The sequence below is a fragment of the Aminobacter sp. AP02 genome (assembly GCF_003148805.1).
In the GTDB taxonomy this organism is placed as follows: Bacteria; Pseudomonadota; Alphaproteobacteria; order Rhizobiales; family Rhizobiaceae; genus Aminobacter.
In genome coordinates, this window is the sequence record NZ_QGGX01000008.1 from 175955 (window position 1) to 195347 (window position 19393).

The following is a 19393-nucleotide window of genomic DNA, read 5'->3' on the forward strand; positions in this document are numbered from 1 at the left end:
AGAGCATGCCTGACCCTATTGGAAGCCGGCCGATAGACTCCCCGGCCCCTCGAAATGACAAATGGGCCGCGATCACTCGCGGCCCATTTCAATGGTTGGGACAAGGCTCAGACAAGCCCTTTGGTGAGTTCCAACGCCTGGCGCTCGAACAGGCGGCGATAGATTCCGCCGTCGCGCCGGACCAGAGCCTCGTGGCGGCCCTCTTCGACGATTTCGCCACGATCGAAGACCAGCAACCGGTCAAGGGAACGCACGGTCGACAGCCGGTGCGCGATGATCAGCGTCGTGCGACCGACCATCAGCCGCTCCATCGCCTCCTGGATCAGCACCTCCGATTCCGAATCAAGGCTGGATGTCGCCTCGTCGAGAATCAGGATCGGAGCATCGGCCAGGAACGCGCGGGCGAGCGCCACGCGCTGGCGTTCGCCGCCCGAAAGCTTGACACCGCGTTCGCCAACCAGCGTGCCATAGCCCTTGGGCAAGCGCTGGATGAAATCATGCGCGCTGGCGAGCTTTGCCGCGTGCTCGATCTCGGCCTGCGTCGCACCCGGCCGGGCATAGGCGATGTTCTCCGCCAGCGAGCGGTGGAACAGGATCGGCTCCTGCTGGACGATCGCGATCTGCGAACGCAATGAGGATTGCGTGGCCTGGGCGATATCCTGCCCGTCGATCGTGATCCGACCGTCGCCGACATCGTAAAGCCGCTGGACCAGCTTGACGAATGTCGTCTTGCCCGAACCGGAGTGTCCGACAAGGCCGACACGCTCGCCCGGCTTGATCGACACCGAAAAGTCCCTGTAGAGCGGCAGCGCGTGCGTGCCATAGTGGAACGTCACATGATCGAACTCGATACCGCCGTCGCGAATCTGGATCGGCATGGCACCGGGACGATCGGCGACGCCGAGCGGCTGGCCCTGTATGTCGACCAGTTCCTCCATGTCGTTGACCGAGCGCTGCAGGTTGCGGATGTGCATGCCAACGTCGCGCAGATAGCCTTGCAGCAGGAAGAACGAGGTCAGGACGAAGGCAATGTCGCCGGCAGTTGCCTGCCCGTTGGACCACAGCATCAGCGCAAAGCCGATGATCGCCGCACGCAGCAGGACCAGCGTGACGTTCTGCGACGTGCCGTTGATCGTTCCACGCCTCCAGGTGCGCGCCGTACGGTGACGCCACTTCGCGATCACCTTGGCGAGCCGCCCTTCCTCGCGCTCCTCGGCGCCAAAGGCCTTGACCACCGAGTTGCAGCTGACGGCGTCGGCCAAGGAACCGCCAAGCCGCGTATCCCATCGGTTGGCGAGGCTTGCGGCCGGCGCGACATAGCCAAGCGACATCATCACGGTCTGGGCGATGAAGATGATCGAGCCAGCGGCTATGATCAGGCCCATCATCGGCCAGTGCCAGCCGAGCAGAATGGTCGATCCTACCAGCATCACGAACGATGGCAGCAACGCCACTAAAAGCGTGTCGTTGAGCAGGTCGAGCGCCCACATGCCGCGTGTCACCTTGCGCACAGTCGAGCCGGCGAAGCTGTTGGCGTGCCAGTCGGTCGAAAAGCGCTGGACACGATGAAACGCGTCCTGGGCAATGTCGGACATCATCTTCAACGTCAGGTCGATGATGCCGATGAAGGTGATGTGACGGAACACCAGCGAACCTGTCGCCAGCGCCAGCAGCGTGAAGAACGCCGACAGGGCGGCGTTCCATGCTACCGCGTCAGTCGCCGCGCCGCTTGCCACCGAGTCGATCAGCCGACCCGCATAGAGCGGAGTCAGAACGTCGGCCATCGTCGAGATGAGCACGGTCGCCGAAATCAAGACGAGCCGCATCGGTTGGCGCCGCCAGTGTTTGAAAGTGAAGCCTAAAACGCTGCGAAAAGCACCGCCGCGCAGATCGATACGAAAACGAGCCATGATGCCATGAGGCGCCGGAACCGACGCCGTCCTCAAAGAAAAATGTTCAAAGGCGCGACGAATAATTCTTGCTGAATCAGGAAGTCGCGATACGGGGGCGTCAGAAATATAGAACGCCGGAAGCTGTTCGACGGGTCAGTGACCCCGGTTCGAACGTCGGGAGGACATGTCATATTCTGGCATTCAGACCTCCCTGCTAGTGGCCGCGAAGAGTTTGCTTATAACTGAGCATTTTTGCTTAGCCAACCCCCGCTCTGGTCCGAAGCCTGTTGTGCCAGAAACGACGTGCGAAACGAACCGCTTGCGCAACAGATAAGTCCATGCTTATCTCTTGGTCATGAACGAATCCGACGTATTCCGTGCCCTATCGGACCCGACGCGCCGGGCAGTGCTGGACCGGCTGATTGCCGGCGCCAGAAATGCCACCGAGTTGCGGGAAGGTCTGGAGATTTCCCAGCCAGCCGTCTCGCAGCATATCGCGGTGCTACGCGGTGCGGGCCTGGTCAATGAGGTTCGCGCCGGCAGACATGTGAACTACTCCGTCAACCCGGACGGATTGCGCCCGCTGTTCGACTGGCTGACCCGCTACCGTGCTTTCTGGCCGGAGCGCGTCGAGAGACTGAAGACGCTGCTCAAGGAGATGGACCAATGACGGACGCTCAGCCGCAGAACAACAACGACGAAGACGTCGTCGTCGAATGCGAACTGGAGGCCGCCCCGGAAAAAGTCTGGCGAGCGCTGACCGTGCCGGAGCTGGTCGCAACATGGCTGGATGTGCCGGCACATCAAGGTGGCGGGTTTAACAATGACGGGCCGGCCTATCGAATTGTCGAGGCATTGCCTTATTCGCGCGTACGTTACGCCTGGAGCGATGCGGCAACGACCGAACTTGAAAGCTTCGTTACGTTCGATCTGTGCCCGAATGGCGATGGCGGCACCTCATTCCGCCTTACCCATAGTGCGGAGCGGACCGTGGTGGCTCCGGCAAACTCGAACAGCCCGCCGCTGATGTGCCGCGCCGCCTAGACCTAAAACAGATCAATGATGGAAAGGAACTCGCGCATGCGCGACACGATGCAACTCGTCCCTATGGTGGTGGAGCAGTCGCCGCGCGGCGAACGCTCCTTCGACATCTTTTCCCGGCTCCTGCGCGAGCGCATCGTCTTCCTCAACGGCGAGGTCGATGACAATTCTGCCTCGCTCATCTGCGCTCAATTGCTGTTTCTCGAATCCGAAAACCCAACCCGCGAAATCTCGTTTTACATCAACTCGCCCGGCGGCGTGGTGACCAGCGGCTTTGCCATTTACGATACGATGCAATTCATCCGCTGCCCGGTTTCCACCTTGTGCATGGGCACTGCCGGTTCGATGGGCTCGTTCCTGCTCATGGCCGGCGAACCTGGCCGGCGCATCGCACTGCCCAATGCGAGCGTGATCCTGCACCAGCCGAGCGGCGGGTTTCGCGGCCAAGCTTCCGACATACAGCGCCATGCCGAGGACATCCTCAAGCTGAAGCGGCGCATGACCAGGCTCTACGCCGAGCATTGCGGGCGGACGGAAGAGGAAGTGACGCGCGTACTCGACCGCGATTTCTTCTTCACCGCCGAGGAGGCCAAGGAATGGGGCCTCGTCGACCACGTCTATGACCGCCGCGACACCGTCGAAGGTATCTCCGGAAAGTAGCTGGTTCTGGTCAGGCCTGGACAGGCACTGCCGAGACCTGGCTCCTCGCACGCACTCGGCGCGAAACCAATAACATGACGGAGGAAACTGCAAAGCAGTAGATACCCATGGCCACGATCTGTCCGGGATAACTGACACCGCCGTCGATCAGGAACCCTGTCAGCCCCGGCCCGATTGCCGAGGCAAAGACCCCGGCGGCGACGATGAGTGCCCTGATCGAACCAAGGTGTTTGAGGCCATAGACTTCGGGCCAGACCACCCCGAACAGCGTTGTGGACAAACCGTTCGAAACGCCGAGCAATGCCATGAAGCCGAAGGCGCTCCACTGGGCTTCGACGAGGCCTAGCAACAAGCAGGCGAAACCCAAGGGTAACAATACGAAAGGCAGCAGCGATACGCCGGAAAACCGGTCGATGAGCTGGCCGACGACCAGCGTGAAGGCGGCATTGACCACCGCCGTCACCAAAAAGGACGAAGCAAACACTTCGAGCGACCAGCCACGCAACTCCACCAGATAGACCTGATGGAAGAACAGCGTCGTCACGATCAGGCCCGGCGCCATGACGCCAAGCAGCAACAGGTAGAAAATCGGATCGCGCACCACCTCGCCCCGCGTCCAGTCGCGCGCATCGATCCGGCGCGCCACAGGATCCGACGAGCGCGGCTTTCGGTCGGTGGCCACCAGCAGCGCGATGGCCGGCACGGCGATCAACGCCAGCGTCGCCGCCGCCAGCAGCCAGCCATTGCGCCAGCCAACCGCAGCGGCGATCAGCACGAAGCCCATCGGGATGATGGCGTCGCCGGCGTTGTGGCCAAGAATGACGGTTGAAAGCGCCCGCCCCCTTTGCGCCGAAAACCAGCGCGAGGTCGCGGTGTAGGCTGAATGCACCATCATGCCCTGGCCAAACAGGCGCAGGAGATAGATGGTCACAAACAGCAGGACGAGATGCTGCGACAGTGCCATCGACACGCTCGCCAAGGCCAGCATCGGCACGACGAACAGCACTACCTTCTGCACGCTGTAGCGGTCGACGATCTGGCCGAGCCGCGGCAGGCTCAGCGCGCTGGCAAGTGTTGCAAACATGTACAGCGTGCCGAACTCGCCATGCGACAGCCCATAATCGCGGCGGATGTCGCCGGCCGACAGCGCGATGAACGACGTCATGCCAAAGGTCGAAAAGAAGGTGAGCAAGAACCCGCCGGCCAGCCAGCGTGGATTGTCCTTGACGAAAGCTATGTAAGACACGCGTTCAGTCTATTCTTGCACGGTCGGCTGCCGCGCCAGGCGCATGTACATGCCGTCGTTGGAAACCTTGAAACCGAACTTGTTGTAGAGCGTGTGCGCGTCGCTGGTGCGCAGGCTCCAGCCCGTCACGCTTGCCAGATCCGGGTGGTCGAGCAGTGCCTGCACCAGTTTTTTGCCGATGCCCAGCCCGCGATGTTCGGGCCAGACGATGACGTCGCACACATAGGCAAAGCAGGCATAGTCGGTGACGACCCGCGCGAAACCTACCTGTTGTCCATCGAGATATGCCGCAACGCAGAGCGAATTTTCAAGGGCGCGGCGATTGAGGTCGTCGCTTCGCTGCGCGCCCCAATAACTCGCCTTGATGACGTCCGACGTTTTGCCGAAATCAATACGTGTGAGGTCAAAGCTGATCTCGACCGCAGTCATAAGCCATTCCTTCCGGCAGAGTTCACCGCAAGATATCTATTCAGAGTCAGATACTTATCCGCGATCCCTGAATCTGTTTGTAATCGGGTAGCGGCGGTCACGACCAAAGTTCTTCTTGGTGATCTTCACGCCCGGTGCTGCCTGCCGCCGCTTGTATTCGGCGATGTAAAGCAGGTGCTCGATGCGGTGTACGGTTTCACGGTCATGGCCGCGCGCCACGATCTCGTCGACGCCCATCTCGTTTTCGACCAGGCATTCCAGGATATCGTCGAGCACCGGATAGGGCGGCAGCGAATCCTGGTCGGTCTGGTTCGGCCTGAGTTCCGCCGACGGTGCCTTGTCGATGATGTTTTGCGGAATCACCTCGCCCGAAGGTCCGAGCGCGCCCGGCGGCACATGGGTATTGCGCCAGCGCGACAGCGCATAAACCTGCATCTTGTAGAGGTCCTTGATCGGATTGAAGCCGCCATTCATGTCGCCATAAAGCGTGGCATAACCAACAGACATCTCGCTCTTGTTGCCGGTGGTCACGACCATCGATCCGAACTTGTTGGAAACAGCCATCAGGATCGTGCCACGAGCGCGTGACTGCAGATTTTCCTCGGTGATGCCCTCCTTGGTGCCCTCGAAGAGCTGCGTCAGGGCATGCGAGAAGCCGTCGACCGGTTCATGGATCGGCACGATGTCATAGCGGCAGCCGAGTGCACGGGCGCAATCTTCCGCGTCCTTGAGCGAATCTCCCGAGGTATAGCGATAGGGCATCATGATTGCCCTGAGCCGCTCTTCGCCGAGCGCGTCGACTGCAAGGGCAGCACAAATCGCCGAATCGATGCCGCCCGACAAGCCGAGCACTACGTTCTTGAAACCATTCTTGTTGACGTAATCACGCAGGCCCAGCATGCAGGCGCGGTAGTCGGCTTCTTCCCGATCAGGGATCTTCGACATCGGGCCTTCGGCGCAGGTCCAGCCTTCGCTGGTACGCCGCCACATGGTCATGGCCACCGTCTCTTCGAACTGGCTCATCTGGAAAGCCAGCGAATGGTCGGCATTGATCGCAAACGAAGCACCGTCGAAGACCAGTTCGTCCTGGCCGCCCAACTGGTTGGCATAAAGCAGCGGCAGGCCGCTTTCGATGACCTGGCGGATAGCCACCTGATGGCGGACATCCATCTTGGCCCGGTAATAAGGCGAGCCGTTGGGCACAAGCAGGATCTCTGCGCCGCTTTCCGCCAGCGTCTCGCACACGCCGAGTTCGCCCCAGATGTCCTCGCAGATCGGAATGCCGAGGCGCACGCCGCGGAAATTGACCGGTCCGGGCATATCGGGCCCGGCCTGGAAGACGCGCTTTTCATCGAACTCGCCATAGTTGGGCAGGTCGACCTTGAAACGCTCTGCAATCACCTTGCCGCCATTGGCAACTATGACCGCGTTGTGCACCCCGCTCTTGCGCTTGAGCGGCACGCCGATGATGACACCGGGACCATTGTCGGCCGTGTCCTTGGCCAACTCGTCTGCAGCGCGCTCGCATGCGGCAAGGAAGGCCGGCTTGAGCACCAGATCCTCCGGCGGATATCCGGCCAGGAAGAGTTCGGTGAACAGTACCAGATCGGCACCTTGTCGCGCAGCATCCGCCCGCGCCTCGCGCGCCTTGGCGAGATTGCCCGGGATATCGCCGACAGTCGGGTTGAGCTGGGCGACTGCGATGCGGAGGACGTCGGGAGTGGATTTTTTCGTCATGTCAGCGATTTAGCCTGCGTGTTTGCGTCGGGCAATGCCGTTCGATTGGACCATCATTCGCCCATGTAGGAGCGCAGTTCGTCGGCCGGGTGATTAACGCCGATCGACATCGACAGGATGCGCGAGATATGCGCGCGCGGCAGCTTGGTCGCCGTCGCCCACTCATTGATCTGGGCCTGCACCTTGGCGAGATCCCTTTTGGAAGTGGCAGCTTCGCCGATATCGAGTCCGGCATCGCGCAACGCGAGGATCATGTCCTGCGACATGATGAAGGTATCCCAGCCGAGCCAACGCAGCAGATACTGGCCGGTATTGCCGCCAAGCCGGCTTCCGTGCTTGCCAAGATAGGCCGTGAGTCCGACCTGATCGTCGGCAGGCCAGGCAGCGAGGAATTTTCCGAAGCTGCCATGCTCCTTCGACACTTGGTCGACAAAGGCAGCATTGTCACGCACCGACCTGATCTTTTGCGGATTGCGAACGATGCGTTTGTCCGAGGCGAGGTCGTGCCAGAAGTCGTCAGGCTGGAACAAAAGCCGCTTCGGCTCGAAACTGAGAAACGCTTCCTCAAAGCCCGGCCATTTCTGCTCGATGACGCGCCAGACGAAGCCTGCAGCAAAAACGCGCTCAGCCATGGTGGAAAGGATTCGGTCGTCCGAAACCTTTGATAGCGCAGCGTTGTCGGGCGCAGGCCCTAGCAGAGACTTGAGTACCGCCTCGCCGCCTTTGCGTCCGGCGGCTCGAGTCCAGATCTTGGCGAAGTCCATCTATCCATTCCCTCGCAGGCGCATTTTGGCGACATCGGCCATTATCTTCATATAAGGATTCGTGGCTGCCAAGCAGCCGATTGCGACGGGAGGTTTGCAATGAACAAGAGCGTGGCGGAACTGGCGGGGCGATGGCTGAAGCGCGCACCGGAACATCTGAGCGAGCTCGAACACAAGGTCCTTCAGAGCGCGATCGACCGCAAGCCGGTTTCCCGCAACGTCAACGACAGCATTGCCCATTGCGAGAGCCGCGGCGACCGGCTCGCCGATGGCCTGGCGCGCGTTGGCGGCTCGTGGAGTTTCATCCTTTCTTTCCTCGGCTTCCTGGTGGCGTGGGCGCTGCTCAACGCTTGGCTATTGGGGCAAGAGTCCTTCGACCCCTACCCCTTCATCTTCCTCAATTTGGTGCTGTCTATGCTGGCGGCCATTCAAGCGCCCATCATCATGATGTCGCAGAACCGCCAGGCCGAACGCGACCGCCTCGATGCCGCGCATGACTACGCCGTCAACCTCAAGGCCGAGATCGAGATCATGGCGCTGCATGAGAAGCTTGACGAAATCCGGTTCCAGGAAATCATCTTGCTGCGCGAGCAGGTGCAGGAGCTGACTGCCCAGGTCCAGCGCATCGCCGACGCCTCCGCGGCCCAGTCGCCTTCTCGATGATCGAAACCCTTCACCAATTCGTCGAACGCTTCGGGCTGCTCGCAGTCTTTATCGGCTGCATGGCCGAGGGCGAAAGCGTGGCGATCCTCGGCGGTTTTTTCGCCCACCAGCAGCTGTTTGCGCCATGGCAGGCTTTTGCCGCCGCATGCGCCGGCGCCTTTTTGGGAGACACGCTCTTCTTTGTTCTTGGCCGCAACTTTTCGGGTCACAAATGGGTGCGCCTGCTCAGGCGACGGCCTGGTTTCAGCCACGCCTACAGAATGGTTCAGGCCCACCCCAATCTGTTCGTGCTGGCAAACCGCTACATCTACGGTATGCGGATGGCCGGAGGTATCGCCGCCGGGCTGTCGCGAATCCCGATCTTGCTGTTCCTTGTACTGAACGCGCTGTCAGCCCTGATCTGGGCCGCTCTGTTCGTCAGCCTTGGGTATGTTTTCGGCCTCGGTGCCGAGCATATCATCGGCGACACGCTGAAGGGACATCATCGCTTGCTGATCGGGCTGGGCATTGGCGTGGCAGTTGCCATCGCCGGATGGCTTCTCGCCCACCATGTCGCCAAGAAGGAGCCTCGCGAATAGCAGTCACCCGACCCCGAGCGCACGGTCTCCCCGGTCCAGAATGAGCGGAATGATAAGGTCTTCCTCATCATCGAGATGCCTGGTCAGCATCGCGACCAGCCGCGCATTCTCATCGGCATAGGCATCGGCAGCAAAGCGCTGCTTGTCTTCATTTTCCTGCAGTGCGCGGAGAAACGCATTGGCCGTTTCCGCATTGCGCTCCAGCGCCTCGTGGATGAGATGATGGTCGGCATCGAGGATGTCGAAGCCGTGCTTCAAGCGTTTCTCGGCGTTGGCGAAGGCCGGGAAATAATGCTGGTCCTCGACATTGTGGTGGCCATCGAGATTGCCAAGGAAAAAGTTGAGCCGCGGCGCGAACCAGCGGGCGAACTCAACGGCGTCAAGCCGGCCCTCGCGATAGTCCGCGATGCCCCCGGTCAGTGCCCCGCCCAGTTCTCGGAACATGTCGTGGCGCTGCAGCCACATCGAGGCCATGCCGTGAACGTTGTCATGGGCGCTCCAGTCTTCGCGTGGATACTTTTCGACCAGCCAACGCAGATCGTCAGGCAGGCCGCTGCGCGCTTCAAGGTGATGATTGTTGGTCAGGTCAGCCATGCCGGTCTCCTTTGGTAACCGACATATGGGGACGCATGCTTCAGATCGGAAGACCGAGGATGCGCTCGGCGATCGCGAAGCCCCAGACGCCGAGAACGATGACAATCGAAATCAACACTGCGAGCGATCCGCAGTCCTTCGCCAGCTGGATATCGATGTTGAACTCTCGGCTCACCGCGTCGCAGGCCGCTTCGATCCCGGTATTGAGCACTTCCACCGTGATCAGAAACAGGATCGAGCCGACCAACAACGCATAGCCGCTCCAGGTCGCTGCAACGAACCAGCCGACGGGCAATGCCGCGATCAGCAGGATGATCTCCTGCTGGAATGCTGCTTCGGTGCGGATGAGTCGCGAAAACGCGCGCACCGAATTCTGGAAAGCCTTGACCAGCCGCTCCATGGAATGCCCTTTCAAATGTTCGAAAGGGCATCATGTAGCGGCTCGGCGGTCAGTCGAACAGATAGGAATCGTTGGCGAAGAAGCCGTGATCGACCGAATTGTGGACACGGCGGCCCTTGGCGCCCTCACCGGCAGCCCCATAGGCGAAGAAGATCGGCATCAGGTGCTCATCGGTCGGGTGATTGTCGGCCGGGAACGGCGCCTTGGCGCGCCAGTCCAGAAGGGCCGCGGTATCGCCTGACGCAATCTTGTCGGCGAACCAGTCGGTAAAGGCCTGAACCTTTCCGGCCAACGCGGGATCGGGCTCCGCTCCGTGCCGCAACCTGCTGAAATATGCCCGCAAATTGTGGGTGATGTGGCCCGAGCCGATCAGCAGAACACCCTCCTCGTGTAGCGGCGCCAACGCCTTGCCGACGGCATAGTGCCAGGCAGCATCGCGATTGGGGTCGATCGAGACTTGCACGATTGGAATATTGGCGTCCGGAAAAGCCAGCTTCATCGGCGTCCAGGTGCCGTGGTCGTAACCACGCTTTTCGTAGGTATGCGGATTGAGCCCGGCGGCCTCCAGCATCCCAAAAACCTTGGCCGCGAGAGCGGGCTCTCCCGCTGCCGGATAAACCATTTTGTACAGTTCCGGAGCAAAGCCCGCGAAATCATAGATCATACCCGGTTTGGGATCGGTCACCACGGCGACGCCATCGGTTTCGAAATGCGCCGAGACAATGACGATAGCCTTGGGCTTCGGCACCAGTTGCGAGACAGTTTCGAGATAGTGGCGTGCAGGCGTTTCGGCCAAGACGATATCAGGACCGCCATGCGAAATGAAAAGTGTGGGCAACGAGCTCATGTTCTTTCTCCTTGCCTGGAATATATGCCCCATCCGCTGTTTAGAGCAGACCGCCGCCGCAAGACGAAGCGTTCACCATTTGAGAACGGGAGCTGGGTCTTCGTTCAATCCTGCGCCACGGCAATGTCGGGAGACGACCGTTCAAATTGCGGCAGACCGTCGTCGATCTCGTAATAGGCGCCCTTCTGGCCTACGAAGATGTGGCAGGCTCCGGCAAGATCACTCGGGTCATCGAACAGGCCCGCCATGACCGATATGTCGGGCTGCCCATGTGCTTTCCAGAACAACAACGAGCCGCACCGGCTGCAAAAGCCACGCCGCGCAAAATCCGATGCCGCATACCAGGTGATGTTCTCGCTGCCGTGAAGCTCAAGCTGGTCGTCGGCGACATTTGTCGCTGCATAGAAATGGCCGGCTTGTTTTCGGCATTGCCTGCAGTGGCAGTACACCACTCCACGCGGCTGTGCCGTCGTTGTAAAACGCACTCCGCCACACAGGCACGATCCTTGATGTAACTTGTCCACAGCCCTCTCCTTTACTGGCCGGGCCTAGATTGCCGCTATTCAAGCCGCCAGGCGCGATGATTTGCGACATTCGCCAGAGGGGCCTATGCCGCCTACGGCCCACGCAGCACCAAATACACCCTGTGGTAGAAAAATAGCCGTCGCGCGGGCCCAAATTAAGGAAAACTTAGCCAGCCTAAATTAGGTATCAATGCAGATGATGAGTGCAGAGGGGACCTGCGCCATCGCAACTTTCTCTTTCACGCCGCTCGCGCCCCCGACCGGTTGCCCGCCAGCATCGCGCTGTCGCGCCACCGGCCGTTTGGCCAACTGAAACGGGACATTAATGCATTCTGCAGCCGCCCCGACAGACCGAGGCAACGATATCGCGAGCACCGTCGTGGCAACTATGAGCCAGATGGGCGTCATAGGGTTGCCGCGCAACTACGAAATCTTCTACGAGGCGTTGACCGGGACGAACCCCGCGCTCAGCCTGGAGGTCATCGCCCTCGGCAATCGCCCAACCCAGGAACAGCTCGACCTGATCGGCCGGAAGTTCTTCGCTCAGAATCACGGCCAAGGTATCGTCGAGCACGCACGCGAAGTGCTTGCCCGCGAGCTCGAAGGGGTCGCAAGCCTGCTGCGTAACGAGCGCACCCATCTGGAACGCTACGGCAAGGTGCTCGACGAGACATCGAGCGGACTGAACAGCCGCACTGCGATGTCGCAGGAGCTGCTTCAGAAGATCGTCGGCGTGATGTCGGTGGCGACCGCGTCGACCATCGACCACGGCAAGCAGGTGGTGAGCACGCTCAGTGACAAGTCGAGCGAACTGGAAAGCGTCAAGTCGAAGCTTGAAGAGTACAAGAAGCTCGCCGACACCGACCCCCTTACACACGTCTGGAATCGCCGCGCCTTCGACAGGCGGATCGCCAAGATCTATGACGACAACAAAGGCATCTTGTTCAGTGCCCTGATCCTGGCGGACATCGACCGCTTCAAGGACATCAACGACCGGCACGGCCATCCGGTTGGCGACAAGATCCTGCGCATCATCGCAACCATCTTTCAATCCAGTGTTCATCGCGACATGTTCGTTGCCCGCACCGGCGGCGAAGAGTTCGCGCTGATTGTCGAAGGCACCACCGAAGAAGCCACCTTCGAAATCGCCGATCGCGTTCGCTTGTTGGTTGCGCAGACACAACTCAAGGACATCCAGCCGGGCCTGAACTGCGGCCAGGTCACCGTTTCGATGGGCGTGTGCATGGCCTCCGATGCGGAAAGCGCCGAAGACCTCTATGCCAAGGCTGACCGCGCGCTCTACCGGTCCAAGCTGATTGGCCGCAACCGGGTCACCCGCTACTCGACGATCGCCGAGCGGCAGGGCAAGAGTTGGATGCTCTACAAGAAGGATTGAGCCGAGGCCACCAAACGCGCGACACTTTCCATGGAAATATTTCTGGACTATACTTGCCAGAGAAATGGAGAGTTCGATGCGAAGTCATCCAGGTCCAGAGACTTCGGCCGCGCCTGGCGCAGTCATCACCAAGGCGACATTGCGGGCCGCCGATCTGCTCGGCATCACAGCCAAGGTGCTTTCTTCCATCATCGGCGTGTCCGAAGCCACGGTTTCGCGCATGCGAAAACGGGAATTCGCGCTGGACTCTGGCACCAAGCCGTTTGAACTCGCTGTCTTGTTCGTGCGCCTGTTCCGCTCGCTCGATGCCATCGTCGGGGGCGACGAACCGATAGCCCGCGCATGGCTGCGCAACGAAAACACCGCACTTGGTGCTGTTCCGCTTGAAAAGATCGTCACCATTGCCGGGCTTGTCGATGTCATCGCCTATCTGGACGCCCGCCGCGCTCTCGTCTGAGGCGCGCGCCTTAGATGGCCGTTGCTGGCGCCTCGTCGAGGCACAACATCGTGTCTCGACCTTGAAGCTTGTCGACGATCTCGCTGAGCAGGCAGCACTCGAGGAACTGATCGAAACGACCAAGCCAGTCGTTCCCCTCGAATGCCGGCACCTGCATTATCTGTTGGCGACGCCGTTCCGCTACGGCTCGAACTATCCAAGCGGCTCCCGCTTCCGCCGCGCAGGCAAGACACTCGGCGTCTATTATGCGGCGGAAAAGGTCGAAACCGCCGTGTCGGAGATGGCCTTTTACCGGCTTTTGTTCTTCTCGGAGTCGCCAGAAACGCCTTGGCCGAGCGACGCGGCCGAATACACAGCATTTGCGGCAGCCATCAAGACGACACGTACCACCGACCTGACCGTATCGCCGCTTGCGAAGGACAAGGATGCCTGGACACATCCGACCGACTACGCCGCTTGCCAGCAACTGGCCGATGCGGCGCGCGAAGCCGGCGTCGAGGTGATCCGTTACCGCTCGGTGCGCGATCCAGCCGGCGGTGCGAATCTTGCCTTGCTCACCTGCCGGGTATTCACCAAACCCGCACCCACGGAACGTCAGACCTGGCGCATTCGCCTCGGCCCATCCGGCGTCCAGGCCATCTGCGAATTTCCCGAAATGCGCATTGGCTTTGACCGAACATCCTTTGCGGCCGACCCGCGCCTTCGCGAGATGCACTGGATCCGCAAATAAAAAGGCGCCGGTCGAAACCGGCGCCTCCTCTATTCATTGAACCCGCTATGCGGATCAGGCGTTGACGGCTTTCTTCGCCGGCGCCGGCGCGCTCTTGCGCAGTTGTTCCGCCACCAGGAATGCGAGTTCGATCGCCTGGTCGGCATTGAGACGCGGATCGCAATGCGTGTGGTAGCGATCCTGCAGTTCTTCCGCCAAGATGGCGCGAGCGCCACCGGTGCATTCGGTGACGTTCTTGCCTGTCATCTCGACATGGATGCCGCCCGGATGCGTACCCTCGGCGCGGTGGATGTCGAAGAAGCTCTGCACTTCGCTCAGGATGCGGTCGAAGGGCCGCGTCTTGTAGCCGGCAGCGGTGATCGTGTTGCCGTGCATCGGATCGCATGACCAGACGACCTTGCGGCCTTCCTTCTCGACGGCGCGGATCAGCTTCGGCAGATGCTCGCCAACCTTGTCGTGGCCGAAGCGCGCGATCAGGGTCAGACGGCCGGCCTCGTTCTCCGGGTTGAGCGCGTCGATCAGCTTGAGCAGGTTGTCCGGCGTGATCGACGGGCCGCACTTGAGGCCGAGCGGGTTCTTCACGCCGCGGCAGTACTCGACATGAGCGTGGTCGAGCTGGCGCGTACGATCGCCGATCCAGATCATGTGGCCCGACGTCGCGTACCAGTCGCCCGAGGTCGAGTCGACACGGGTCAGCGCCTGCTCGTAGCCGAGCAGCAGCGCCTCATGGCTGGTGTAGAAATCAGTCTCGCGCAACGCGTAGTTGGTCTCCGACGTGATGCCCACCGCACGCATGAAATCCATGGTCTCGGTGATGCGGTTGGCCAGAGCCTCGTAGCGCTCGCCCTGCGGGCTGTTCGACACAAAGCCAAGCATCCACTGATGCACGTTCTCGAGGCTGGCATAGCCGCCCTGAGCGAAGGCGCGCAGAAGGTTCAGCGTCGCAGCCGACTGCCGGTAAGCCATCTCCTGGCGCGCCGGATCGGGTATACGCGACTTCTCGTCGAAGGCCGGGCCATTAATGATGTCGCCGCGATAGCTTGGCAACGTCACGTCGCCCTTGGTCTCGTTGTCGGACGAGCGCGGCTTGGCGAACTGGCCAGCGATGCGGCCAACCTTGACCACCGGCTGAGCGCCGGCGAAGGTCAGCACGACCGACATCTGCAGGAAGACGCGGAAGAAATCGCGGATGTTGTCGGCGCCATGCTCGGCAAAGCTTTCCGCGCAATCGCCGCCCTGGAGCAGGAAGGCCTCGCCATTGGCAACGGCAGCAAGCTGCTTCTTCAGCTTGCGCGCCTCACCTGCAAAAACCAAGGGGGGAAAGGTTGCGAGACGGGCTTCCGTTTCTGTGAGCGCCGCAAAGTCCGGATAGGCCGGGACCTGCTGGATCGGCATGCTTCTCCAGGAATTCGGTGACCATTTCGTCATGTTCGCACCTAATGATTTCGCTAACGGGCACCTCACCCGCGCCATAGCCCGCCATTGCGGGAACGCGGCTCCATACACGATGAGGAGCCTCTAATCTACCCCGGAACACGCCTGAGATCGAACGTTTCCCTACGGCAGGTTCCAGGTGGCGTCCGCGTCAGTTGTCGACCCGCACGCCGTCCTTAACCAGATAGGTTGGCTTGTACATAGTCACCAGTTCTTCGGCTGCGGTAGGATGCACGGCCATGGTGCGGTCGAAATCGTCCTTGGTGAGCCCTGCCTTGAGCGTGATACCCAGCAGCTGCGCCATCTCGCCAGCGTCCGGGCCTAGCACATGGGCGCCAAGCACGAGCCGCGTGTCGCCATCGACGACCAGCTTCATCAGCATCTTTTCCTGGCGTCCCGAAAGCGTATGACGCATCGGGCGGAAGCTGGTGCGGTAGATTTCGAGGTTCTTGAACCGCTTGGCCGCGTCGTCTTCGGAAAGGCCCACCGTACCGATCTCGGGCTGCGAAAACACGGCGGTCGCCACGCAATCGTGATCGGGCTCGGTCGGATTGTTTTTGAACGCCGTTTCAACGAAGCACATCGCCTCGTGGATCGCGACCGGCGTCAACTGGACACGGTTGGTGACGTCGCCAACGGCCCAGATGTTTTCAGCGCTGGTCCTGGAGAACCGGTCAACGACGATCGCGCCCTGCTTGTCCATCTCGACGCCGGCAGCCTCCAGGCCAAGGCTTTCAGTGTTGGGCGTACGGCCGATGGCCAAAAGCACCTGGTCGACGGTCAGCGACTGGCCTGAGCTCAGCTTGACGTCGAGCCGGCCGTCGCCGCGCTTGACCACTTCCTGCGAAACCGAATGCAGCAGGATCTTGATGCCTTTCTGCTCCATGGTCTCATGCAAGGTGCGCCTGAGATCCATGTCGAAGCGGCTGAGGATTTCCTTGCCGCGATAGACAAGTGTCGTGTCGACGCCGAGCCCGTGGAAGATATTGGCGAACTCGACGGCGATGTAGCCGCCGCCCTCGATCATGATCGCCTTCGGCAATTCGGGCAGGTCAAAGACCTCGTTGGAATAGATGCAGTGCTCGTGGCCCGGCAGCGCCGGGTGCGCAGCTGCCCGTCCACCGGTGGCAATCAGAATCTGATCGGCCGTTACCGTGCGGTTTTCCGCCTCGAGGCGGATGGTGTGGCTGTCCACCAGCACGGCACGCGACTGTATCGTCTCGCCACCCGACCCTTCCACGTTGCGCTTGTAGATCGCCTCCAGCCGCGAAATCTCGCGCTCCTTGTTAGCGACTAGCGTGCTCCAGTCGAACTTGGCATCGCCCACGGTCCAGCCATAGCCGGCAGCGTCTTCGAAATGCTCGGGGAACTGCGAGGCATAGACATAGAGCTTCTTGGGCACGCAGCCGCGGATAACGCAGGTGCCACCGAAACGGAACTCCTCGGCCAACGCGACGCGTTTGCCCAGCGCTGCGGCAACGCGTGCTGCGCGCACGCCGCCCGAGCCACCGCCGATGACGAAGAGATCGTAGTCGTACTGGGGCATGATGTCCTTCCTGCGGTCAGCCCGCGCTCACATTTAATGTCCGCGCAAAGGTCGTTCTAAGTCTTTGAAACTGCGCATCGCCTTTGATGCACCGATGTTCGGTCACAGGTAGTGGCACCTGTGGCAAAAGAAAAGCCCGGCAAATGCCGGGCTTTTGCATCGTGACTGTTGGTCGCGGCAGATCAGTTCTGCGGTGCGACCGGCGCAGCAGGGGCGGCACCCTCGGTCGCTGCCGGAGCAGCCGTGCCCATAACAGCCTTCAGCTGCTCGCCGACCTGCTCGGAAAGGTCACGGGCGATACCGTTCTGCCAGATCTCTGCGGCCTTGACCAATTCGCGCGTAGCGATCGGACCATTCTCGATGAGCTTCTTGCCTGCTTCAGAGTTGTAGAAGGCGGCAATGTCATTGAGATTTTGCTCGGAAAACGCCTTGGCATAAGCCAGTGCCGACTCACGCTCCAGATCGGCGCGGCGCGATGCCATGGCAAGCGTCTTTTCATCTACTGTCTTGGTGATCACTTCCTGCATGTCGGGATTCTGCTGGATCAGCTGCTGCTTGAGAGCAGCGGCAGCCTGCGGCAGAATCGCATCAAAGCTGTCGGTCGCATGGATCGCGGTAATCGCCGCGTGCGCTGCCTTGATGTGGGATTCGCCGATCTCCTGCGCCTGGGCAGAGAATGCGACGGCCGCGAATGCCGAAGCCGCCACCATGACGGAGAAGCGGCGAAGCCGGTTTGTCAAAATCATGATGAATAGAACTCCTGTTTAGCGGGTCGGATGAACGGTCCTGACACCATCCGAGCCGGCGATGACGGCAACGGTAGCCAGACCGAGAAAGAGACCGTGCTCCACCACGCCGGGAATGGCATGCAAGGCATCGGAAAGCGCTCTTGTATCGGGAATGCGGCCAAAAGATGCATCGATAATGAAATGTCCACCGTCGGTTACGAAGGCTTCGCTACCGGCCTTGCGCAGCACGAGCGGGCCAGAAAGCCCGAGCCTGGCAGCGGCCTTGGCAATGGCGATTTCGGTGGCCTTGAGGCCGAAGGGATTGACCTCGATCGGCAGCGGGAAACTTCCGACTGTATCAACCAGCTTCGTCTCGTCGGCAATGACAACCATGCGCGCCGAGGCAGCGGCAACGATCTTTTCGCGCAGCAACGCGCCGCCGCCGCCTTTGACGAGGGTAAGTGCGGGATCGATCTCATCGGCGCCATCGATGGTAAGGTCGAGCTCGGGCGTCTCGTCGAGCGTCGAAAGCGGCACCGACAGTTCGCGGCAGAGTGCTGCGGTGCGCTCTGACGTCGGCACGCCTATGACCTGCATGCCGGCGGCGACCTTGACGGCCAACAGCCTGACGAATTCCTCGGCCGTCGAACCGGTCCCAATGCCGAGGCGCATTCCGCTCTCGACATAGCCCAAGGCAGCGCGTGCCGCCTCGATCTTCAAAGCCTTGGCATCCATGACTATCGTAAAATCCTCGAATATCAGGCTTGGCTCCTAGCATTTTTGCCCGTTGGGTCAAAGGCTTTATGACCCCTCCGCCTTGCGCCACGGCAGGCCCGGGGCTATCGCCTCTGCGACGTGTCAATTATGAAAGCGAGCTATGTCCAAACCGATCATCGTTTTCGATCTCGACGGAACTCTTGTCGATACAGCTCCTGATCTTCTCGACAGCCTGAACCACACGCTCGTTGCCGGCGGTCTCGCCGAAGTCGACGACACTGCCTTCCGTCGCTTTGTCGGCCAGGGCGGGCGCATCATGATCGAGCGCGCCTGCTCCGCCCAGCGAAAGCAACTCGCTGCCGCGGAGCACGACCGTCTGCACGAAATCTTCCTTGACCACTACACGGTCAACATTCCCGGCCGTTCGTTGCCCTACCCCGGAGTGGTGGCAGCGATGGATCGTTTTGCCGGTGCCGGCTACCTGCTCGCTGTCTGCACCAACAAATATGAAAACCTCGCCCGGGGCCTGATCAGGGCACTTGGGCTTTCCGATCGCTTCGCTGCCATTACGGGACCCGAAACGTTCGGCATCCGCAAGCCCGACCCGCGCCACCTCACCGAAACCATCGCCAATGCCGGCGGCGACGTGTCTCGCGCTGTCATGGTCGGCGATTCGGTCACCGACATCGACACGGCCAAGGCAGCCGGCATTCCTGTCGTCGCCGTGGATTTCGGCTACACCGACCGTCACGTCAGCGAATACGAGCCTTCAGTGGTCATCTCGCACTATGACGAATTGACGCTTGGCATGGCCCAGAAGCTGATAGACGCTGCAAGTCGCTAAAGGCGCCTTGACACGACTCCCAGCCCTCCCCTATATCGCCCGAACGTTCGGCCCTTGAGGCCTCGGACGGGCGATTAGCTCAGCGGGAGAGCACACCCTTCACACGGGTGGGGTCGCAGGTTCAATCCCTGCATCGCCCACCATAATTTAGATCCACTTTATTAAT

General features: G+C 60.8%; 22 protein-coding genes and 1 tRNA gene. 10 read left to right on the plus strand and 13 right to left on the minus strand.

Features of this window, described 5'->3' with window-relative positions; translation table 11 throughout:
• Positions 1-107: 107 nt before the first annotated feature.
• Positions 108-1910: an ABC transporter ATP-binding protein gene (locus C8K44_RS12645; RefSeq protein ID WP_109576142.1), complete on the minus strand. Its 1803-nt coding sequence runs from the start codon at positions 1908-1910 to the stop codon at positions 108-110.
• A gap of 337 nt (positions 1911-2247) precedes the next feature.
• Between C8K44_RS12645 and C8K44_RS12650 the strand changes: the two genes are divergently transcribed.
• From C8K44_RS12650 to C8K44_RS12660, 3 genes are read left to right on the plus strand one after another with little or no spacing between them, the layout of a single operon-like run.
• Positions 2248-2562 carry a metalloregulator ArsR/SmtB family transcription factor gene (locus tag C8K44_RS12650; RefSeq protein ID WP_109576143.1) on the plus strand — a complete coding sequence of 105 codons (315 nt, stop codon included), beginning with the start codon at positions 2248-2250 and terminating at the stop codon, positions 2560-2562.
• Positions 2559-2936, plus strand: coding sequence for an SRPBCC domain-containing protein (locus C8K44_RS12655; RefSeq protein WP_109576144.1), 378 nt, complete (start codon positions 2559-2561; stop codon positions 2934-2936). Before C8K44_RS12650 ends, C8K44_RS12655 begins: the two co-directional genes overlap by 4 nt.
• A 36-nt stretch (positions 2937-2972) precedes the next feature.
• Complete coding sequence (locus C8K44_RS12660) at positions 2973-3593, plus strand: ATP-dependent Clp protease proteolytic subunit (protein WP_109576233.1); 621 nt, start codon at positions 2973-2975, stop codon at positions 3591-3593.
• Positions 3594-3603: 10 nt separating this feature from the next.
• Here the strand turns inward: C8K44_RS12660 and C8K44_RS12665 are convergent, their stop codons facing one another.
• The 4 genes from C8K44_RS12665 to C8K44_RS12680 are packed head-to-tail and all read right to left on the minus strand — an operon-like array spanning position 3604 to position 7769.
• A complete protein-coding gene (locus tag C8K44_RS12665; RefSeq protein WP_109576145.1) occupies positions 3604-4839 on the minus strand; it encodes an MFS transporter in 1236 nt (411 codons plus the stop codon).
• 9 nt (positions 4840-4848) lie between these two features.
• Complete coding sequence (locus tag C8K44_RS12670; RefSeq protein WP_109576146.1) at positions 4849-5268, minus strand: GNAT family N-acetyltransferase; 420 nt, start codon at positions 5266-5268, stop codon at positions 4849-4851.
• A 54-nt stretch (positions 5269-5322) separates the two neighbouring features.
• The gene (locus tag C8K44_RS12675) at positions 5323-7005 is read right to left on the minus strand and encodes an NAD+ synthase (RefSeq protein ID WP_109576147.1); all 1683 of its coding nucleotides are present in this window, start codon (positions 7003-7005) and stop codon (positions 5323-5325) included.
• 53 nt (positions 7006-7058) lie between these two features.
• Positions 7059-7769 (minus strand): DNA-3-methyladenine glycosylase I, encoded by a 711-nt coding sequence (locus tag C8K44_RS12680; protein ID WP_109576148.1) that lies wholly within the window; start codon positions 7767-7769, stop codon positions 7059-7061.
• A 99-nt stretch (positions 7770-7868) separates the two neighbouring features.
• Between C8K44_RS12680 and C8K44_RS12685 the strand changes: the two genes are divergently transcribed.
• The gene (locus C8K44_RS12685) at positions 7869-8432 is read left to right on the plus strand and encodes a DUF1003 domain-containing protein (protein ID WP_109576149.1); all 564 of its coding nucleotides are present in this window, start codon (positions 7869-7871) and stop codon (positions 8430-8432) included.
• A complete protein-coding gene (locus tag C8K44_RS12690) occupies positions 8429-9010 on the plus strand; it encodes a DedA family protein (protein ID WP_109576150.1) in 582 nt (193 codons plus the stop codon). Before C8K44_RS12685 ends, C8K44_RS12690 begins: the two co-directional genes overlap by 4 nt.
• Positions 9011-9013: 3 nt before the next feature.
• On the opposite strand, the gene C8K44_RS12695 is transcribed toward C8K44_RS12690, so the two are convergent.
• From C8K44_RS12695 to C8K44_RS12710, 4 genes are all read right to left on the minus strand, one after another.
• Positions 9014-9604 (minus strand): hemerythrin domain-containing protein, encoded by a 591-nt coding sequence (locus C8K44_RS12695; RefSeq protein ID WP_109576151.1) that lies wholly within the window; start codon positions 9602-9604, stop codon positions 9014-9016.
• Positions 9605-9644: 40 nt separating this feature from the next.
• Entirely contained in the window at positions 9645-10004 is a 360-nt protein-coding gene (locus C8K44_RS12700) for a diacylglycerol kinase (protein WP_109576152.1), read from the minus strand.
• A 49-nt stretch (positions 10005-10053) separates the two neighbouring features.
• Entirely contained in the window at positions 10054-10851 is a 798-nt protein-coding gene (locus C8K44_RS12705; RefSeq protein WP_109576153.1) for a class III extradiol ring-cleavage dioxygenase, read from the minus strand.
• Between the two features lie 104 nt (positions 10852-10955).
• On the minus strand, positions 10956-11375 hold the full coding sequence (locus C8K44_RS12710) for a GFA family protein (RefSeq protein ID WP_109576154.1): 420 nt from the start codon (positions 11373-11375) through the stop codon (positions 10956-10958).
• A gap of 325 nt (positions 11376-11700) precedes the next feature.
• Between C8K44_RS12710 and C8K44_RS12715 the strand changes: the two genes are divergently transcribed.
• The 3 genes from C8K44_RS12715 (at position 11701) to C8K44_RS12725 (ending at position 13958) form a co-directional block, all read left to right on the plus strand.
• A complete protein-coding gene (locus C8K44_RS12715; RefSeq protein WP_109576155.1) occupies positions 11701-12771 on the plus strand; it encodes a GGDEF domain-containing protein in 1071 nt (356 codons plus the stop codon).
• Positions 12772-12847: 76 nt separating this feature from the next.
• Complete coding sequence (locus tag C8K44_RS12720; RefSeq protein ID WP_109576234.1) at positions 12848-13228, plus strand: MbcA/ParS/Xre antitoxin family protein; 381 nt, start codon at positions 12848-12850, stop codon at positions 13226-13228.
• The gene (locus C8K44_RS12725) at positions 13188-13958 is read left to right on the plus strand and encodes an RES family NAD+ phosphorylase (RefSeq protein WP_109576156.1); all 771 of its coding nucleotides are present in this window, start codon (positions 13188-13190) and stop codon (positions 13956-13958) included. The genes C8K44_RS12720 and C8K44_RS12725 overlap by 41 nt, the downstream gene beginning before the upstream one ends.
• A 54-nt stretch (positions 13959-14012) precedes the next feature.
• Here the strand turns inward: C8K44_RS12725 and C8K44_RS12730 are convergent, their stop codons facing one another.
• The 4 genes from C8K44_RS12730 to rpiA all read right to left on the minus strand — a co-directional run bounded on the left by C8K44_RS12730 (position 14013) and on the right by rpiA (position 18401).
• On the minus strand, positions 14013-15386 hold the full coding sequence (locus C8K44_RS12730) for a 3-deoxy-7-phosphoheptulonate synthase class II (RefSeq protein ID WP_109576157.1): 1374 nt from the start codon (positions 15384-15386) through the stop codon (positions 14013-14015).
• Between the two features lie 157 nt (positions 15387-15543).
• Positions 15544-16938, minus strand: a complete 1395-nt coding sequence (gene gor, locus C8K44_RS12735) for a glutathione-disulfide reductase (protein ID WP_109576158.1) — start codon at positions 16936-16938, stop codon at positions 15544-15546.
• A 182-nt stretch (positions 16939-17120) separates the two neighbouring features.
• On the minus strand, positions 17121-17684 hold the full coding sequence (locus C8K44_RS12740; RefSeq protein ID WP_109576159.1) for a DUF2059 domain-containing protein: 564 nt from the start codon (positions 17682-17684) through the stop codon (positions 17121-17123).
• A gap of 18 nt (positions 17685-17702) precedes the next feature.
• The gene (rpiA, locus tag C8K44_RS12745) at positions 17703-18401 is read right to left on the minus strand and encodes a ribose-5-phosphate isomerase RpiA (protein WP_109576160.1); all 699 of its coding nucleotides are present in this window, start codon (positions 18399-18401) and stop codon (positions 17703-17705) included.
• A 142-nt stretch (positions 18402-18543) separates the two neighbouring features.
• On the opposite strand from rpiA, the gene C8K44_RS12750 reads away from it, so the two are divergent.
• Both C8K44_RS12750 and C8K44_RS12755 read left to right on the plus strand, forming a co-directional pair.
• Positions 18544-19227 carry a phosphoglycolate phosphatase gene (locus tag C8K44_RS12750; protein WP_109576161.1) on the plus strand — a complete coding sequence of 228 codons (684 nt, stop codon included), beginning with the start codon at positions 18544-18546 and terminating at the stop codon, positions 19225-19227.
• A 68-nt stretch (positions 19228-19295) separates the two neighbouring features.
• Positions 19296-19370: transfer RNA gene (locus tag C8K44_RS12755), tRNA-Val, on the plus strand.
• Positions 19371-19393: the final 23 nt, after the last annotated feature.

What these genes read in the sequence shown, in the direction of transcription:
- gor (WP_109576158.1), bottom strand. Translation starts at nt 16,938, where the DNA reads ATGCCCCAGTACGACTACGATCTCTTCGTCATCGGCGGTGGCTCGGGC.
- C8K44_RS12690 (WP_109576150.1), top strand. Translation starts at nt 8,429, where the DNA reads ATGATCGAAACCCTTCACCAATTCGTCGAACGCTTCGGGCTGCTCGCA.
- C8K44_RS12705 (WP_109576153.1), bottom strand. Translation starts at nt 10,851, where the DNA reads ATGAGCTCGTTGCCCACACTTTTCATTTCGCATGGCGGTCCTGATATC.
- C8K44_RS12675 (WP_109576147.1), bottom strand. Translation starts at nt 7,005, where the DNA reads ATGACGAAAAAATCCACTCCCGACGTCCTCCGCATCGCAGTCGCCCAG.
- C8K44_RS12725 (WP_109576156.1), top strand. Translation starts at nt 13,188, where the DNA reads ATGTCATCGCCTATCTGGACGCCCGCCGCGCTCTCGTCTGAGGCGCGC.
- C8K44_RS12695 (WP_109576151.1), bottom strand. Translation starts at nt 9,604, where the DNA reads ATGGCTGACCTGACCAACAATCATCACCTTGAAGCGCGCAGCGGCCTG.
- C8K44_RS12655 (WP_109576144.1), top strand. Translation starts at nt 2,559, where the DNA reads ATGACGGACGCTCAGCCGCAGAACAACAACGACGAAGACGTCGTCGTC.
- C8K44_RS12715 (WP_109576155.1), top strand. Translation starts at nt 11,701, where the DNA reads ATGCATTCTGCAGCCGCCCCGACAGACCGAGGCAACGATATCGCGAGC.
- C8K44_RS12660 (WP_109576233.1), top strand. Translation starts at nt 2,973, where the DNA reads ATGCGCGACACGATGCAACTCGTCCCTATGGTGGTGGAGCAGTCGCCG.
- C8K44_RS12670 (WP_109576146.1), bottom strand. Translation starts at nt 5,268, where the DNA reads ATGACTGCGGTCGAGATCAGCTTTGACCTCACACGTATTGATTTCGGC.
- C8K44_RS12700 (WP_109576152.1), bottom strand. Translation starts at nt 10,004, where the DNA reads ATGGAGCGGCTGGTCAAGGCTTTCCAGAATTCGGTGCGCGCGTTTTCG.
- C8K44_RS12685 (WP_109576149.1), top strand. Translation starts at nt 7,869, where the DNA reads ATGAACAAGAGCGTGGCGGAACTGGCGGGGCGATGGCTGAAGCGCGCA.
- C8K44_RS12645 (WP_109576142.1), bottom strand. Translation starts at nt 1,910, where the DNA reads ATGGCTCGTTTTCGTATCGATCTGCGCGGCGGTGCTTTTCGCAGCGTT.
- C8K44_RS12740 (WP_109576159.1), bottom strand. Translation starts at nt 17,684, where the DNA reads ATGATTTTGACAAACCGGCTTCGCCGCTTCTCCGTCATGGTGGCGGCT.
- C8K44_RS12650 (WP_109576143.1), top strand. Translation starts at nt 2,248, where the DNA reads ATGAACGAATCCGACGTATTCCGTGCCCTATCGGACCCGACGCGCCGG.
- C8K44_RS12730 (WP_109576157.1), bottom strand. Translation starts at nt 15,386, where the DNA reads ATGACGAAATGGTCACCGAATTCCTGGAGAAGCATGCCGATCCAGCAG.
- C8K44_RS12720 (WP_109576234.1), top strand. Translation starts at nt 12,848, where the DNA reads ATGCGAAGTCATCCAGGTCCAGAGACTTCGGCCGCGCCTGGCGCAGTC.
- C8K44_RS12750 (WP_109576161.1), top strand. Translation starts at nt 18,544, where the DNA reads ATGTCCAAACCGATCATCGTTTTCGATCTCGACGGAACTCTTGTCGAT.
- rpiA (WP_109576160.1), bottom strand. Translation starts at nt 18,401, where the DNA reads ATGGATGCCAAGGCTTTGAAGATCGAGGCGGCACGCGCTGCCTTGGGC.
- C8K44_RS12680 (WP_109576148.1), bottom strand. Translation starts at nt 7,769, where the DNA reads ATGGACTTCGCCAAGATCTGGACTCGAGCCGCCGGACGCAAAGGCGGC.